Here is a 15,245-nt window from a genome sequence, read left to right on the forward strand (position 1 = left end):
AGGACAGCCCCGATGCCGCGTATTGGACATACACAAGTCGGGGATCCCACAGCGAGGCGGCGTCTGAGGTTCCGCCACCCGCACCGCCACCCAAGCCCATTGAAGAAATCACCTCCTACACTGGCGGCGTGGCTGCCCCACCGCGCGGCGTGTTCGTCGGCCTGACCACCCTGGACGTCGTGCACCACGTCGACGCGCGCCCGGCCGCCGACCAGAAGGCCACCGCGGCCGCCCAGTTCGTCGCGGCCGGTGGACCGGCGGCGAACGCGGCGGTGACGTTCGCCGGGTTGGGCGGCGAGGCGGTGCTGGTCACCGCGATCGGCCGCAGCCCGGTCGCGGCGGTCATCCGGGCCGATCTGGCGGCCTGCTCGGTCACCGTCGTCGACGCGGCCGAGGACCGGACCGCGGACGCCCCGGTGTCCGCCGTCGCGGTCACCCGAGGCACCGGCGAGCGTTCGGTCGTCGGCATCGACACCACCGCGCTGCAGGTGCACCGGGCGCCGGACCTGGCCGAACTCGTCGGGTCGGCCGACATCGTCCTGCTCGACGGCCACCACCCGGTGCTCGCCGAGGCGGCCGCCGACGCGGCATCGGCGCCGATCGTGGTAGACGCCGGGCGCTGGAAACCGGCCATGCGGCCGCTCCTGCCGCGCGCGGAGGCGGTCATCGCCTCGGCCGACTTCCGGGTGCCGGGCGCCCCGACCACCGATGCGACGGCCCGAGCCCTCGTCGGTCAGGGCGTGCCGACCGTGATCACCACTCACGGCGGCGGCCCGATGCGCTGGTGGCACGACGGCGACAACGGTGCGGTGCCGTCACCGCGCATCCAGGCGGTCGACACGCTCGGCGCTGGCGATGTCTTCCACGGCGCCTACTGCTTCTTCGCCTGCGAGCCCGGCTCGGGCATCCCGGCCAGGATCGAGCGCGCCGCGGCGGTCGCCGCGCTGAAGTGCGAGACTCCCGGGCCTCGGGCGTGGCTGCAACGCCTCCCCGAGCTCCTGCTACGTCGGGGGGAGTAGGCGGAGGTGCGCTCCTGGGACGACCCGCGCGGCTCGGACATCGCGGAAACTGCGAGCATGCGCGGGATCAAATCGCTGATCGGGGACGCGGTCCTCGCCGCCCTCGTCACGTTGGTCGGCATCGTCGGCACGCTCGGCGCCGACCGCTGGACCGCGACCGCGCACCGACCGGTCGACGCCATCGGCGTGGGTCTGGTGGCCGCCACCGGGCTGGTCCTGGTGCTGCGGCGGCGCCGGCCGGTCGTGACGCTGCTCGTCGCCGCCGGGCTCACCTCGACGTACCTGGTGCTGGGCTACACCTACGGCCCGATCCTGCTGGCGCTGCTGATCGCCGTCTACTCGGTCGCCAGGCACCGCCCGCCGGCGACCTCGGTGCCGACCGCGCTCGCCGCCCTGCTCATGCTGCTGGTCCACATCTTCACCAGCGGCGCGACACTGCCCGGCCTGTTCGGCGTGATCCCGGGTTCGGCGTGGGTCGTGGTGCCGTTCGCGGTGGGGCTCGCGGTCCGGCTGCAGCGCGAGGCGGCGGCCCGGGCCAGGGCCGAGGCGCTGCGCCAGCGCGTCGACGACGAACGGCTGCGGATCGCGCAGGAGGTGCACGACGTCGTCGGCCACGGGCTGGCCGCGATCAAGATGCAGGCGGATGTCGCGCTGCACGTGCTGCCGAAGAAGCCGGAGCAGGCCGAAGTCGCACTGGAGGCGATCAGCCGCACGAGCAGCGATGCGCTGGAGGAGCTGCGCGCGACCCTGGCCGTGGTGCGCCGAACCGCCGCGCAGGGCCCGGCGCCGGGCCTGGCCAGGCTCGACGACCTGCGGAAGCGGATGCGCGAGGCCGGCGTCCAGGTCCAGCTCACCACCACCGGCGAGCCGCGCGACCTGCCCGCCCCCGTCGACCTGACCGGCTACCGGATCCTGCAGGAGTCGCTGACCAACGTGCTGCGCCACAGCGGCGACAAGCGCGCGTCGGTCACGCTCGACTACGCGGCCGACGCGCTGGTCATCACGGTCACCAACCCGCTCACCGGATCCCCGGGCGACGGCGGTGGGCTCGGCGTTCCCGGCATGCGGCAGCGGGTCGCGGCGCTGGGCGGCGAGTTCACCGCGGGTCCCACCGGCGACGGCCGGTTCGAAGTGCACGCCCGCCTGCCCACCGAAGGACATCCATGATCACCGTGCTGATCGTCGACGACCAGGACCTGGTCCGCATCGGACTGCGCACCCTCCTCGACAACGAGGACGACCTGACCTGCGTCGGCGAGGCCGCGGACGGGCTGGCGGCGGTGGCCGCGGCGCGCGAGCACCGGCCGGACGTGGTCCTGATGGACGTGCGGATGGCCGGCGTCGACGGGCTGGAGGCGACCCGGCGGATCACCGCGGACCCGGAGTTGCCGGACACCAAGGTGATCGTGCTGACCACCTTCGAGGTCGACGAGTACGTCTTCGCCGCGCTGCGCGGCGGGGCCAGCGGGTTCCTGCTGAAGGACACCAAGCCGGTCGACCTGCTCCGGGCGATCCGGCTGGTGGCCGGCGGTGAGGCGCTGCTCGCGCCGTCGGCGACGCGGAAGCTGGTCCGGGAGTTCGTGTCGATGGCACCGAAGTCGCGCCGCCCGCACCCGCAGCTGCACACGCTCACCGAGCGGGAGCGCGAGGTGCTCGGCCTCGTCGCGGAGGGCCTGAACAACGAGGAGATCGCGGAGCGCCTGGTGGTCAGCCCGGCGACGGCCCGAACGCACGTCAGCCGGGCGATGATCAAGCTGGGCGCGCGCGATCGCGCCCAGCTCGTCGTCTTCGCCTACCAGTCCGGCCTCGCCGACTAGCGCGCCCGGCTAGTCGGCTCCATCGTCCACGGAGAGTCCGTCGAGACCCGATCCCAAGCCGCACAGCCGCCGCATGATGTTCGACGGTGCGTCGACCAGCTTGTACTTGTCCTGGCGCTGGACGACCGCCTTGACCAGTGGACTGGCCAGGAACTGCAGGGCATCCTCGATGGCCGTTCGCGACGGCCGGGGCGTCAGCTCCTTCCTCAGTACGTAGTGGAGGTTCTCCGCACTGATGAAACCCTCGGCAACCGGGTCCTCTTCGTTCGCCTCTTGGTAGAGCATGTCGACGAGCCGGGTAAGGATCTTGACGGAGTCTTCGGCGGCGTCGTACTGCTCCTCGACTTCCGCGAGATCGGAGTCGGAGTGCTCGAACAGGCCCTTCAGCTCGGGCAGCGTCAGCGGAGTCTTCTGGTGGCGTTCGAGAAGCCCGATCAGCTCGTCCACGGTCAAGAGCGTGAACTTGTTGTTGGCCGCCCATTCCTTGACCCGGTTCGAGAAGTCGGGGCCGACGACCATGCCGAAATCCGCGCGGTGCTTCCGCTGGTGATCCTTGAGCGCGTCGAACTTGATCGAGTTGTCGCCGATCAAGCCGGTAGCCGAAGCCTTGGCGTCGACGATGGAGCGGAAACTGTCCGCGGCCGACAACTCCACGGTCACGAGAACGTCGGTTCGTCCGCTGCCACCGAGGTGTTCGGAACGGAAGCCGAAGAGTTCGAAGGCCCTCGCCACCGCCTGTTCGAAGTCACTGCTGGTCGCGTCGCCAAGCCTGGAACAGCGCCGCAGATCGGCACTCGTCTGGTCCAGCGCGCCGTGGACCGGCCCATCGACCGGTGACTCCTGCTGCGGAGCGGAGTTCGCCGTGGTCGGCGATTCCAGCAGCAGTTCTTCCGCGAGCAACCGGCCGGTCGGGGTCGACCGGTAGCGGGTCCAATCGACGCGTTCGACCAGGCCCGCGTCGGCCATCAGGCTGAGGCGCCTGCGGATCTCGGTACCATCGATCTGGTGGCAACCGAACTGCTCGTTCGCGACCGCCACGAGTTTCGCGACGGGTGTGGTCGATTCCAGGCACGCGAGGAGCTCACCCACGAACCGGTAGCGGGTGTGCAGGAAACGGACGAGATCGACTTCGCTCCCGGCCTGCAACAGCGTCTCCCCTTCGCGGGTGAGCGCGTAGCGGTTGAAGGAGACCATGTCGATTAGCCGCATGTTCCGGAACGTGTGCATGCTTTGCGTGAAAGAGCTCTTCTTCAGCCCGAGTTGCTCGTTGGCTCGCCGGAAGAGCTCGTCGGTGGAAGCTCCGTTTCCCAGCAACTCGACGAAGTTCCGCATGGCTTCCAGGACCCCCGCCTGGCCGGAACCGGTGGGGCGGCCGGAGACCTTCTGCCCGCGCGGGATGTAGCCGATCAGGACCTTGCGCTCGGCGAGCTTCCGGGAGTCGAGGTCCGCGATCGCCTCGGCCACGCTCGCGCTCGCTTCGATCATCTCTGCCGGCTCCTCGTTGCCGTTGGACCCCTGTCCCAGCGCTTCTTCTGGTTGGCACAGCTCGATCGACGACAAGAAATCGCGGCCTTGTTCGGTCACCACCAAGCGGCTGAAGCCCCAGCGTTCCACCAGACCGAGGCTCTGCAACCACCCGAGCCGTCGAAAGATCTGGTCGGGGCTCTCCCAATTCAGCCCATAGCCCCCGGCCAGCTGAAGCAGGTCGGCGGTTCTGGTTTCGTCGTCCACCGCCGCGAGGAGTTCGCCGAAAAGCTTGACATTCGCATGCAGATGTCGGGCGAGGAAAGCGCTGTCGTCGGACTCGAACCAGTGCCGCGCCGCGTTGGTCGCGACCCACTCGAAGTCCGCGCCCCGCATGACCAAGGCACCTCGGGTGAGCTGGTTCCTGCAGAGGCTGTCGCACGCAAGCGACTTGGGTTCGCCCTGGGCCGACAGGAGCTCGATCCGGCTGCCACTCGGAAGCGGCAGTTGGGAGATGACGCGACGGAGCGGTTCGGTCTGCTCGTTGGCCTTCCCCGGCAGGATCCCGATCGTGTTAGACCGCTCGCGCCACGGCTTCATTTCGATATCCGGGGGCGCCCCATTGGTCATGCGATGTACCTCCGCAAGTCTCCGAACGAGTTCGCGAGAACTTACCAAGCACCGCTGACAGGGTTTTATATTCGTGTCATACGGGAGGCTTCGACGCGCACAGCGGGCCTTCGCGTTCTGCCCCACGGCTTGTAGATGGACAGCACCGTCGCCGCCACCAGCATGATCAGGTGGACGACCGGCAAGGCGAGCAGCAGTCCGGCCGACCACGGCTGGGCGCCGAAGAACGTGCCCCCGTCCCGCCACTCCAGGGCCGGTACGGCGCGACGCACGTACCGGTCTTCCAGCTGCACCGCGGTCACGATCACCGCGACGGTCAGCACCAGCTTCGTCACCACCCAGTAGTGCCGCAGCAGGCCCCACCTGGTGCCCAGCGAGAGCACCACGCCGGACAGCAGCGTGGCGATCGCCAGCGGCGGGAACGCCACGTCGACCGCGTCCACCGCCAGGTACAGGCTCTGCGCGCGGGGCGGAGCACCGGTCAGCACGGCGGCCAGGCCGAGCACCAGCTTGGCCGCCGTGACCCCCAGCCACGCGGACGCGACGACGAGGTGCACCGTGCTCCACAACTTGTAGGCGCGCGGCGAAAGCCGGCGCGAGCCGCGCTTGGTCGATGCAGGCCGGTTCGACACGATCGCCTCCCGTTGGTCCCGCGGCGGTCCGGGCGCCGCGGGACCAACTCTGGCCGGGCTCTCCCGCCGGCACATCGGGCCGCAATCGACTCCTGCCGTACGTCCGTCTGCGTACCCGGTCTGCCACCTGAAAAAGGAGGTTCGCCAGTGCCCGGCGTTGGGGCACACTGTGGCCGTGCTCGTCACCCTCACCACCACGCACCGACCGGCCACCGATCTCGGGTACCTGCTGCACAAGCATCCGCAGAAGGCGCAGACCTTCGCGGTGGCCGGCGGAACGGCGCACGTCTTCTACCCGGTCGCCGCCGAGGACGAGTGCACCGCCGCGCTGCTGCTGGACGTCGATCCGGTGAACCTGGTGCGCGGCAAGAAGAACGACGCCTTCGCGCTGGCCCAGTACGTCAACGACCGGCCCTACGCCGCGGGCTCGCTGCTCGCCGTGGCGCTGGGTTCGGTGTTCCGGACGGCGCTGAACGGGCGTTGCGATGCGCGACCTGAGCTGGCGGAGACACCGATTCCGCTGCGGGTCCGGGTTCCCGCGTTGCCGTGCCGGGGTGGTGCCGAGCTGGCCGCGCGGCTGTTCGAGCCGCTGGGCTGGCGGGTCGAGGCCGCGCCGGTCCCGCTGGATCCGCATGTTCCGGGCTGGGGCGACTCCAGTTACGTGGACCTGCGGCTGTCCGGCGACCTGCGCGTCTCCGCCGCGCTCAAGCACCTCTACGTGCTGATTCCGGTGTTGGACAACGGCAAGCACTACTGGGTCGGCTCGGACGAGGTGGACAAGCTGCTGCGTGCCGGTGACGGCTGGCTGGCCGACCACCCCGAGCGGGAGCTGATCAGCAACCGGTACCTGGCGCACCGCAAGTCCTACGTGCGCTCGGCCTTGGCGCAGCTGGCGGAGTCCGGCGAGGACGAGCTGGACGACGCGATGGCCGAGCCGGCGGTGACCGCAACGTCCGAAAAGGACGTTCCGCTCGCCGTGCAGCGCCGCGGAAGCGTGCTGGCCGCGCTCAAGGCGAGCGGGGCGCGGCGCGTGCTCGACCTCGGTTGCGGTGGCGGCGCCCTGCTGCACGACCTGATCCAGGAGCCGTCGTTCACCGAGATCGTCGGCGTGGACTTGTCGGCCCGCGCGCTGGAGGTCGCCGCGCGCCGCTTCGAGCGGCTGCCGGAGCGCCGGCGCGAGCGGCTCGCGCTGCGCCAGTCCGCGCTGACCTACGTGGACACCTCCCTCGCCGGATTCGACGCGGCGGTGCTGATGGAGGTCATCGAGCACGTCGACCCACCCCGGCTGACCGCGCTGGAGCACACGGTGTTCGCCGCCGCCCGGCCCGGCACGGTCGTCGTCACCACCCCGAACGTGGAGTACAACGTGCGCTTCGAGAACCTGCCCGCCGGTGCTTTCCGGCATGCCGACCACCGCTTCGAGTGGACGCGGTCGCAGTTCCGGCAGTGGGCCGGCGGCGTGGCCGGCCGGCACGGCTACGCGGTCGAGCACCTGCCCGTCGGGCCGGAGGATCCGCAGGTCGGGGCGCCGACGCAGCTGGCGGTGTTCACCAGGACGGCGGTGGCGTGATGCGACTGTCCATTCCGGACATGGCGCTGGTGGTGCTGATCGGCGCCTCCGGCTCGGGGAAGTCCACCTTCGCGCGCACCCACTTCGCGCCGACGCAGGTGCTCTCCAGCGACTACTTCCGCGGTCTCGTCGCCGACGACGAATCCGACCAGTCGGCGAGCGCGGACGCCTTCGACGCGCTGCACTACGTCGCGGGCAAGCGGCTGGCGGCCGGGCGGATCACGGTCATCGACGCCACCAACGTCCAGCGCGGCTCCCGGTCCACGTTGATCGAGCTGGCGCGGAAGCACCACGTGCTGCCGGTCGCCATCGTGCTCGACATGCCCGAGTCGGTGTGCCTGGAGCGCAACGCGGCCCGCCCCGACCGGGATTTCGGCGCGCCGGTCGTCCGCCGGCACCGTGCCGAGCTCTGCCGGTCGCTGAAGTCGTTGCAGCGGGAGGGTTTCCGGCGCGTGCACGTGCTGCGCAGCGTCGAGGAGGTGGCGGCGGCCACCATCGAGGTCGAGCCGCTGCTCAACGACAAGCGCGCCGAGACCGGGCCGTTCGACGTGATCGGCGACGTGCACGGCTGCCGGGCCGAGCTGGAGGAACTGCTCGAATCCCTCGGCTACGCCATCGAGCGCGACGACGAGCGGCGCGCCATCGGCGCCGCGCACCCGGAAGGCCGGCGCGCGGTGTTCGTCGGCGACCTGGTCGATCGCGGCCCGGACACGCCCGGCGTGCTCCGCCTGGTGATGGGGATGGCCGGGGCCGGGACCGCGCTGGTGGTGTGCGGCAACCACGAGCAGAAGTTCGTCCGCGCGTTGCGCGGCCGCAACGTCAAGATCGCGCACGGCCTCGCCGAGTCGCTGGCGCAGCTCGCGGCCGAGCCACCGGAGTTCCGCAAGCAGGCGGAGGAGTTCTGCGACGGCCTGGTCGCGCACTACGTGCTCGACGGCGGCAAGCTCGTGGTGGCCCACGCCGGGCTGCCCGAGCACTTCCACGGCCGCGCGTCGGGAACCGTGCGCAGCTTCGCGCTGTTCGGCGAGACCACCGGCGAGATCGACGAGTTCGGGCTGCCGGTGCGCTACCCGTGGGCCAACGACTACCGGGGCAAGGCGATGGTGCTCTACGGCCACACTCCGATGCCCGAGGCGGAGTGGGTCAACGGCACGATGTGCCTGGACACCGGCTGCGTCTTCGGCGGCAAGCTCACGGCGCTGCGCTATCCGGAGCGCGAGGTCGTCTCGGTTCGGGCGCACCACGTCTGGTACGAGCCGAAACGCCCGCTGCTGCCGCCCGAGGAGCTGCCCCCGGCGGCGGATTCGGTGTCGCGGCGGGAGCCGCACGTGCTCAACCTCGACGACGTCGCGGGCCGCCGTTCGGTGGAAACCCGGCACCACGGGCGGATCGCCGTCCAGCCCGAGCGGGCGGCCGCGGCCCTGGAGGTGATGAGCCGCTTCGCGATCGACCCGCGGTGGCTGCTGTACCTGCCGCCGACCATGGCGCCGGTGGCCACCTCGAACCGCCCCGACGTGCTGGAGCACCCCGAAGAAGCCTTCGCGGGCTACCGCGCGGCCGGTGTGCAGGACGTGCTGTGCGAGGAGAAGCACATGGGCTCGCGAGCGATCGTGCTGGTGTGCCGGGATTCTTCGACGGGCGCGTCCAGGCTCGGCATCGACGGTCCGGGCGCGGTGCACACCCGCACCGGACGGCCGTTCTTCGCGCCGGACCAGACCGAGGAACTGCTCGGCCGCGTGCGCGCGGCCGCTGCTTCGGCCGGGTTGTGGGAGGAGCTGTCGACGGACTGGCTGCTTCTGGACGCCGAGCTCATGCCCTGGAGCGCGAAGGCGCGCGGCCTGATCATGGACCAGTACGCCGCGGTCGGTGCTGCGGCGTCGGCGGCGCTGCCCAGCGCCGTGGAGATCCTGGCCGCCGCGTCGCAACGCGGCGTGGACGTCGCCGAACTGCACGCCAAAACCGTTGCGCGGGCGGCGAATGCCGACGCGTACCGCGAGGCGTACCGGCGGTACTGCTGGCCGACCGAGGGGCTGACCGGTGTGCGGCTCGCGCCGTTCCAGGTGCTGGCCGCCGAGGGCCGGACCTTCCACGACCGCGAGCACGGCTGGCACCTTTCGGTGGCGGACCGGCTCGTCGGCGCCGACCCGGAGCTGTTCGCCACGACCCGCAGGCTCGCCGTGGACACCATCGACCCGGATTCGACGGCGGCGGGCGTCGCGTGGTGGGAGGAGCTGACCGGCGACGGCGGCGAAGGCATGGTGGTCAAGCCGGCGGCGAACGTCACCAGGGGTCAGCGCGGCCTGGCGCAGCCGGGCGTGAAGGTGCGCGGGCGCGAGTACCTGCGGATCATCTACGGGCCCGACTACACCGAGGCGGCGAACCTGGAGCGCCTCCGCCAGCGGTCCCTCGGCCGCAAGCGCGGCCTCGCCACCCGCGAGTACGCGCTCGGCCTGGAGGGCCTGGAGCGGGTCGCGAGGGGCGAGCCGCTGTGGCGGGTGCACGAGTGCGTTTTCGCCGTGCTGGCCCTGGAATCCGAGCCCGTCGACCCGCGGCTGTGAGCCGGTCACGCCCCGAGCGGCCACCCGGCGTGCTTCGCCGCGGCCGAGCTGTGGCCCGCAGTCTGATCCGCGATCACTGGCCGATCGGGACGAACTTCGACCAGGCGGTCTCGCTGAGCTTGGTCTTGCCGTCCCAGAGCTCGACCTTGAAGCGGACCTCGCCCTTCTCGCTCAGGTCCAGGTTGCAGTCGACCGGCGGGCCTTCCGCGCTGTTGTCGTCCTTGCACTCGTCCTTGCGGCCGTAGTCGGTCTCCGACAGCGTCTTGACCCACATGCCGTCTTTGCTGGTGTCGTGCGCGAAGAGGTGGTCGCCGACCGCTTCGAAACAGCCGGTGCCGCGCTCCGCGCCCTCGTAGCTGACCGACTGGCACCACTTCGTCTGCGCCGGTGTCGCCGGCGGCGTCTCCGGATCCTCCGCCGGCTCCTGGGTGTCCGGTGCCTGCGTCGCGGTGTCCTGCGCCGGCGGCGGGGCGGGCGCGGAAGACGGCGGCGGGGGCGGCGGCGCGCTGGACGTCGGCGGCACCGAGGTCTGCACCGCGCTCGTCTCCGGCAGCAGCGGCGACGGGTCGCCGACCGGAATCGCCTGGCCCGGCTCGTTGTTCATCGTGGTCGCGAAGGCCGCCACCCCGGCCACGGCCGCGACCACGCCGACCCCGGCCAGGGCGTACACCCAGCGCGCGCCGCCCTTTCGCTTCGGCGCCGCGGGCAGCGCGGCGAACTGCGGCGGGATCGCCGTGACGCTGGTCAGCGCCTGCCGGGCCGCCCTCGCCAGCTCGCCCGCGCTGCCGAACCGGTCGGCCGGGTTCTTCGCCATGCCGCGCGTGACGATCTGGTCGAACTCGCGCGGGAGATCATTGCGGACGCCGGTCGGCGCCGGCGGCGCGTGGTTGAGGTGCGCGTTGATCAGCGACGCCGCGGTGTCCCCGGCGAACGGCTTCGCGCCGGTCAGGCACTGGTACAGCACGCAGGCCAGCGAGTACACGTCCACCCGGTGGTCGACCGGGCCGTCGTCGAACCGCTCCGGCGCCATGTAGGCGAGCGTGCCGACGGTGTAGCCGGTGGAGGTCAGCGTCGCGGAGGCGCGCAGCGACGCGGCGATGCCGAAGTCGACGAGGTAGGCGAACCCGCTGTGGCTGACCAGGATGTTGGACGGCTTGACGTCGCGATGCACCAGGCCTTCCTGGTGCGCGGCGTCCAGCGCCTCCGCGACCTGCTCCAGCACCGCCACCGCGTCCGCCGGGCGCATCGGGCCGTGCGCGGCGAGCAGCGACCCGACGTCGCTGCCCTCCACCAGGCGCATGTCGAGGTAGAGCCGGCCGTCGATCTCGCCGTAGGCGTGGATCGGGATGACGTGCGGCTCCCGCAGCCGGCCGGCCGCGTGCGCCTCCCGCTTGAACCGCTCGCGGAACTCCTCGTCGGCGGCGAGGTTCTCGGCCAGGAGCTTGAGGGCGACCACGCGGTCGTGACGGGTGTCGTACGCGCGGAGGATCTCGCCCATCCCACCCCGCGCGATCAAGCCATCCACCCGGTAAGGGCCGAACTGCCACTTCACGGTGCGTAACTCCTCAAGACCGACATCGGCCGTCATCCTATTGGGTGAGTCACAACGGCGCCGAACACCCCGAGTGCCGCACCCTACCGCGACCTACGGAAGCGATCCGGTCACCCAGTGCCGCCGGTGAAGTTTCCGCTACGAACCGACACCGACCGGTGCGCCGGGCGACCCGGGGCTGCTACAAGAAGTGGATCATGTTCGACCACCCGGCTGCGGAAAGGACCGGTCCACCGATGTCGACCGACGGGACGAACGCACGCAAGATCGATCGAGGCGAACCCGAGGGCGGCTGCCCGGTCAGCCGCGGTTCCGACGGCGTCTGGACGATCCGGGGCCACGCCGCGGCACGCGCCGCGCTGCGCAGCACCGACACCGTCCAGGCCGGCCTCGGGGTGGAGACGGTCGAGAAGATGCCCGCCAAGATCCGGCGCCCGGTGCTGTACCGGGACGGCCCGGAGCACCGCGAGCACCGGCGCCAGACCGCCAAGTACTTCACGCCGCGCCGGGTGGACGAGAGCTACCGCGAGCTGATGGAGCGGGTGGCGGACGCCCAGCTCGACAAGCTCCGCGGCGCCGGGCAGGCGCAGCTGTCGGACCTGAGCTTCACCCTCGCCATCGACGTGGCGTGCGCGGTGATCGGGCTGACCGAGAGCCGCCCCGGCCTCCAGCACCGGCTGGAGCGGTTCTTCCCGGAGGAATTCGGCGAACCGGGCTTCACCAGCCTCAACGGGCTCTACTGGATTTGGCGGCAGGCCACCAACTGGTCCGGGATCTACTTCGGCGACGTCCGGCCCGCCGTCCGCGCGCGCCGCAAGCAGCGCCGCGACGACCTGATCTCGCACCTGCTGGACGAAGGCTGCTCGTCGGCCGAGATCCTCGGCGAGTGCATCACCTTCGCCGCCGCCGGCATGGTCACCACCCGCGAGTTCGTCAACCTCGCCGCGTGGCACCTGTTCACCGACGAGCCGCTGCTGGACCGCTACCGCGCCGCCGAGGAGCCCGAGCGGCTCGCGATCCTGCACGAGCTGCTGCGCCTGGAACCGGTCGTCGGCCACCTCAGGCGGCGCACCACGGCACCGGTCGAGCTGCCGGCGGAGAACGACGAGACGGTCACCGTGCCGACCGGCGAGGTGATCGACATCCAGGTCAGCGCGACGAACACCGACCCGAGCGCGATGGGCGACCAGCCGCTCGCCGTGTGCCCCGCCCGCCCCCTCAACGACGCCTCCGCGCCGGGACTGTCCTTCGGGGACGGTGCGCACAAGTGCCCCGGCGCGAACATCGCGATCATGGAGACCGACGTCTTCCTCAAGAAGCTGTTCGCCCTCCCCGGCGTGCACATGAAGAAGGAGCCGCGCGTCGCGTTCAACGACGCGATCGGCGGCTACGAACTGCGCGACATGGTCGTGGCGATCCCCACCTCGTGAAGCCGCTGTGCGGGGCGTCCATGACCCGGGCGCCCCGCACAGCGCTTCGGTCTCACGACGTCCGCGTCAGCGCGCGCATTCCGTCGATGAGCATCCGCAATCCCTGCTCGAACGCCTCGGGGCCTTCCGGCGGGCCGCCCTCGCGGATCGCGGCCTCCAGGACCGGCAACCGTTCCCGAGGAGCGGCCTCGTCTTCGCGGTCGCGTCGCCCCCGGCGCTCGTCCGCACCCGACTCCGCCCGGTTCCGCCGCTCCTGCGCGGCCTGCTCCTCCAGGACGAACCCGGTGATGTAGTGCCCGATGGCGATGACCGCGCGCATCGCCTGGACCGGGCTGAACCCGAATTCGGTGAGCACTCCCAGTTCCGCGTCGAACATCCGCGCCGCCGCAGGCCCCGGGCTGGTGCCCGAAACCAGCCGCGCACCGTCGCGGCGGGACAGCAGGAGGCCGCGGCGCTCGTGGGCCCGCCGGGCGATCCACTCGGGCCAAGGCTCGCCGTCGAGTGGTCCCGCCGTCCCCTGCTCCGCCTGAAGCCGCTGGGACATCAGGTCCAGCAACTCCTGCTTGTCGCGGAAATGCCAGTACAGCGCGGGCGACTTGACGCCCAGCTCGGTGGCCAGGCGGCGCACGGTCAGGCCGTCCAGCCCGACCTCGTCGAGCAGGTCCAGGGCCGTCGCGACCACCGAGTCGCGTTCGAGTCCGCCGCGCTTGGCATGGCTCAGATCCTCCACGGCTTGACAGCTTAACAGCGCTAAAGCTAGCTTAGCGCTGTTAAGGATTTAGCACCGTTAAGGAGACCGATGCCCACGCGTCCCGACCGGGTCACCCGAGCCCTGCTCGCCTGTGGTTTCGCCCCCCTGCTCTTCATCGTCGTCATCCTGGTCCAGGGCGTGCTGCGCTCCGGCTACGATCCGCTGCACCACTGGGGCAGCGAGCTCAGCCTGGGTGACCAGGGATGGATACAGATCGCCAACTTCATCGCGACCGGCGCCTTGACGATCGCCTTCGCCGCGGGAGCGCGGCGCGCACTCGCCGGCGGGCGGGGCTCGGCCGCGATCCCGGTCCTCACCGGCATCCTCGGCCTGTGCCTGATCGTCCAGGGAGTCTTCGTCACCGACCCCTACGTCGGCTATCCGGTGGGCAGCCAGGGCACCGCCGAACCCACCCTGCACGGCTGGGTGCACGGCCTGAACATGTTCCCGACCTTCGGCGTGCTGACGGCCGCCGTCCTCACCACCGCCTACCGCTCCGCCCGGCGGCCCGGCGAACTGGCCTGGGCCGTCGTCAGCGTCATGGCGGCGATCCTGATCCCCGCCACCCTCTACATGGCCGCCGCCGCGTTCGACATGGACACCCAGACGGGCCAGTACCACGGCGTGTGGCAACGAATCAGCCTGGGCATCGTCGGTGCCTGGTACGCGCTGTTCGCCGTCCGCCTCCTCCAGCAGGGCAGCAATCCCCAGGTCGAGCGCCGCAGCAACGAGAAGGTCCCCGCATCCAGCTGACGGGAATCCTGGTCACTCCCAGTGGATTTCGCCGCCGCCGACGGGGACGCCGAGCGGTGGCGCCCCCCTCGTTCGTCCCGGATCAGGATTCCGGTGCGTCGCTCCCGGCGGGAACGGCGATCGGCCGCAGCCGGGCCCACACCACGAGCGCGGCGGCGAACACGAGCATGCCGATGCCCGAGTAGAGGTTGATGTTGATGCCGCCGGACTTGGTGATCTCGTCCGCGCCGTCGGTCGCGCCGACGACGACCAGCACCGCGCCGAAGATGCCGAACAGCAGCGCGATCACGGTGCGGATGTCGAAGGCACCCGCGGTGCCAGAGGTCTTCGCCATGTCGGTTCCTCCTCAGCCGAAGATGATGTTGAGGGCGATGATCAGGACCAGCGCGATCCCCGCCAACAACCCCGGACGGCGATACCACCCCGCGTCCTCACCACTGGTCGACGCCTGCAAACTCGCCCGCGGCGTCAACCCGTACACCAACCCCACCAACTCCGCCTCCGGCTTCGGCCGCGTCACCAACGACACCACCACGCTCACCACGATGTCCACCACGAACGCCACACCCGCACCCACGAAACTCGCACCCTGCCCCGGCAGATCCAGCACCCCGGTCTCCGACAACCCGAACACCACCACCGCCGACACCGTGCCCAGCACCAGACCCGCCCACCCCGCATGCGGCGTCATCCGCTTCCAGAACATCCCCAGGATGAACGTCGCGAACAACGGCGCGTTGAAGAACGAGAACAACTGCTGCAGGTAATCCATCAAGTTCGAATACCCCGCCGCGATGAACGCCGTACCCACCGCGGCCAGCGTCGCCCCCACCGTCACCCAACGCCCCATGCTCAGGTAATAACCATCCGCCCTGTCCCGCACCACATAGGACTGCCAGATGTCATACGTGAACACCGTGTTGAACGACGACAGGTTCGCCGCCATCCCCGCCATGAACGACGCCAGCAACCCCGCCAGGGCGATCCCCAGAATCCCGTTCGGCAGCAGATCCCGCATCAACAACAAGATCGCATCGTTGTAATCCACACCCCCACCACCGGACCCACC

At 70.8% G+C, this 15,245-nt stretch carries 13 protein-coding genes; 7 read left to right on the forward strand and 6 right to left on the reverse strand.

Annotated features, from left to right (window positions below):
• The first annotated feature begins 128 nt into the window (after positions 1-128).
• Genes ACWEV3_RS05090 through ACWEV3_RS05100 form a run of 3 tightly spaced genes read left to right on the forward strand, consistent with a single transcriptional unit; the run spans position 129 to position 2,836 of the window.
• The gene (locus ACWEV3_RS05090) at positions 129-1,019 is read left to right on the forward strand and encodes a PfkB family carbohydrate kinase (RefSeq protein ID WP_452612637.1); all 891 of its coding nucleotides are present in this window, start codon (positions 129-131) and stop codon (positions 1,017-1,019) included.
• A gap of 57 nt (positions 1,020-1,076) precedes the next feature.
• Entirely contained in the window at positions 1,077-2,186 is a 1,110-nt protein-coding gene (locus ACWEV3_RS05095; RefSeq protein ID WP_452612638.1) for a sensor histidine kinase, read from the forward strand.
• A complete protein-coding gene (locus ACWEV3_RS05100) occupies positions 2,183-2,836 on the forward strand; it encodes a response regulator (RefSeq protein WP_452612639.1) in 654 nt (217 codons plus the stop codon). Before ACWEV3_RS05095 ends, ACWEV3_RS05100 begins: the two co-directional genes overlap by 4 nt.
• Positions 2,837-2,845: 9 nt before the next feature.
• Here the strand turns inward: ACWEV3_RS05100 and ACWEV3_RS05105 are convergent, their stop codons facing one another.
• On the reverse strand, positions 2,846-4,930 hold the full coding sequence (locus ACWEV3_RS05105) for a hypothetical protein (protein WP_452612640.1): 2,085 nt from the start codon (positions 4,928-4,930) through the stop codon (positions 2,846-2,848).
• A gap of 65 nt (positions 4,931-4,995) precedes the next feature.
• Complete coding sequence (locus ACWEV3_RS05110) at positions 4,996-5,562, reverse strand: hypothetical protein (RefSeq protein ID WP_452612641.1); 567 nt, start codon at positions 5,560-5,562, stop codon at positions 4,996-4,998.
• Positions 5,563-5,737: 175 nt separating this feature from the next.
• Between ACWEV3_RS05110 and ACWEV3_RS05115 the strand changes: the two genes are divergently transcribed.
• Together ACWEV3_RS05115 and ACWEV3_RS05120 are read left to right on the forward strand one after the other, a co-directional pair.
• Complete coding sequence (locus ACWEV3_RS05115) at positions 5,738-7,132, forward strand: 3' terminal RNA ribose 2'-O-methyltransferase Hen1 (protein WP_452612642.1); 1,395 nt, start codon at positions 5,738-5,740, stop codon at positions 7,130-7,132.
• The gene (locus tag ACWEV3_RS05120) at positions 7,132-9,690 is read left to right on the forward strand and encodes a polynucleotide kinase-phosphatase (protein ID WP_452612643.1); all 2,559 of its coding nucleotides are present in this window, start codon (positions 7,132-7,134) and stop codon (positions 9,688-9,690) included. The genes ACWEV3_RS05115 and ACWEV3_RS05120 overlap by 1 nt, the downstream gene beginning before the upstream one ends.
• A gap of 73 nt (positions 9,691-9,763) precedes the next feature.
• Here the strand turns inward: ACWEV3_RS05120 and ACWEV3_RS05125 are convergent, their stop codons facing one another.
• Complete coding sequence (locus ACWEV3_RS05125) at positions 9,764-11,242, reverse strand: serine/threonine-protein kinase (protein WP_452612644.1); 1,479 nt, start codon at positions 11,240-11,242, stop codon at positions 9,764-9,766.
• A gap of 236 nt (positions 11,243-11,478) precedes the next feature.
• Here ACWEV3_RS05125 and ACWEV3_RS05130 point away from each other — a divergent pair, with 236 nt between their 5' ends.
• Positions 11,479-12,672 carry a cytochrome P450 gene (locus ACWEV3_RS05130; protein WP_452612645.1) on the forward strand — a complete coding sequence of 398 codons (1,194 nt, stop codon included), beginning with the start codon at positions 11,479-11,481 and terminating at the stop codon, positions 12,670-12,672.
• 52 nt (positions 12,673-12,724) lie between these two features.
• Here the strand turns inward: ACWEV3_RS05130 and ACWEV3_RS05135 are convergent, their stop codons facing one another.
• The gene (locus tag ACWEV3_RS05135; RefSeq protein WP_452612646.1) at positions 12,725-13,402 is read right to left on the reverse strand and encodes a TetR/AcrR family transcriptional regulator C-terminal domain-containing protein; all 678 of its coding nucleotides are present in this window, start codon (positions 13,400-13,402) and stop codon (positions 12,725-12,727) included.
• A 69-nt stretch (positions 13,403-13,471) separates the two neighbouring features.
• On the opposite strand from ACWEV3_RS05135, the gene ACWEV3_RS05140 reads away from it, so the two are divergent.
• Complete coding sequence (locus ACWEV3_RS05140; RefSeq protein WP_452612647.1) at positions 13,472-14,176, forward strand: DUF998 domain-containing protein; 705 nt, start codon at positions 13,472-13,474, stop codon at positions 14,174-14,176.
• A gap of 82 nt (positions 14,177-14,258) precedes the next feature.
• Here ACWEV3_RS05140 and ACWEV3_RS05145 read toward each other — a convergent pair whose 3' ends face one another.
• Positions 14,259-14,510, reverse strand: coding sequence for a hypothetical protein (locus ACWEV3_RS05145; RefSeq protein ID WP_358575954.1), 252 nt, complete (start codon positions 14,508-14,510; stop codon positions 14,259-14,261).
• A 12-nt stretch (positions 14,511-14,522) separates the two neighbouring features.
• Positions 14,523-15,245, reverse strand: a 723-nt coding sequence (locus tag ACWEV3_RS05150; RefSeq protein ID WP_452612648.1) for a sodium:solute symporter family transporter, incomplete at its 5' end; no start/stop codon positions are given.

The sequence above is a fragment of the Saccharopolyspora sp. NPDC003752 genome, from assembly GCF_053605825.1.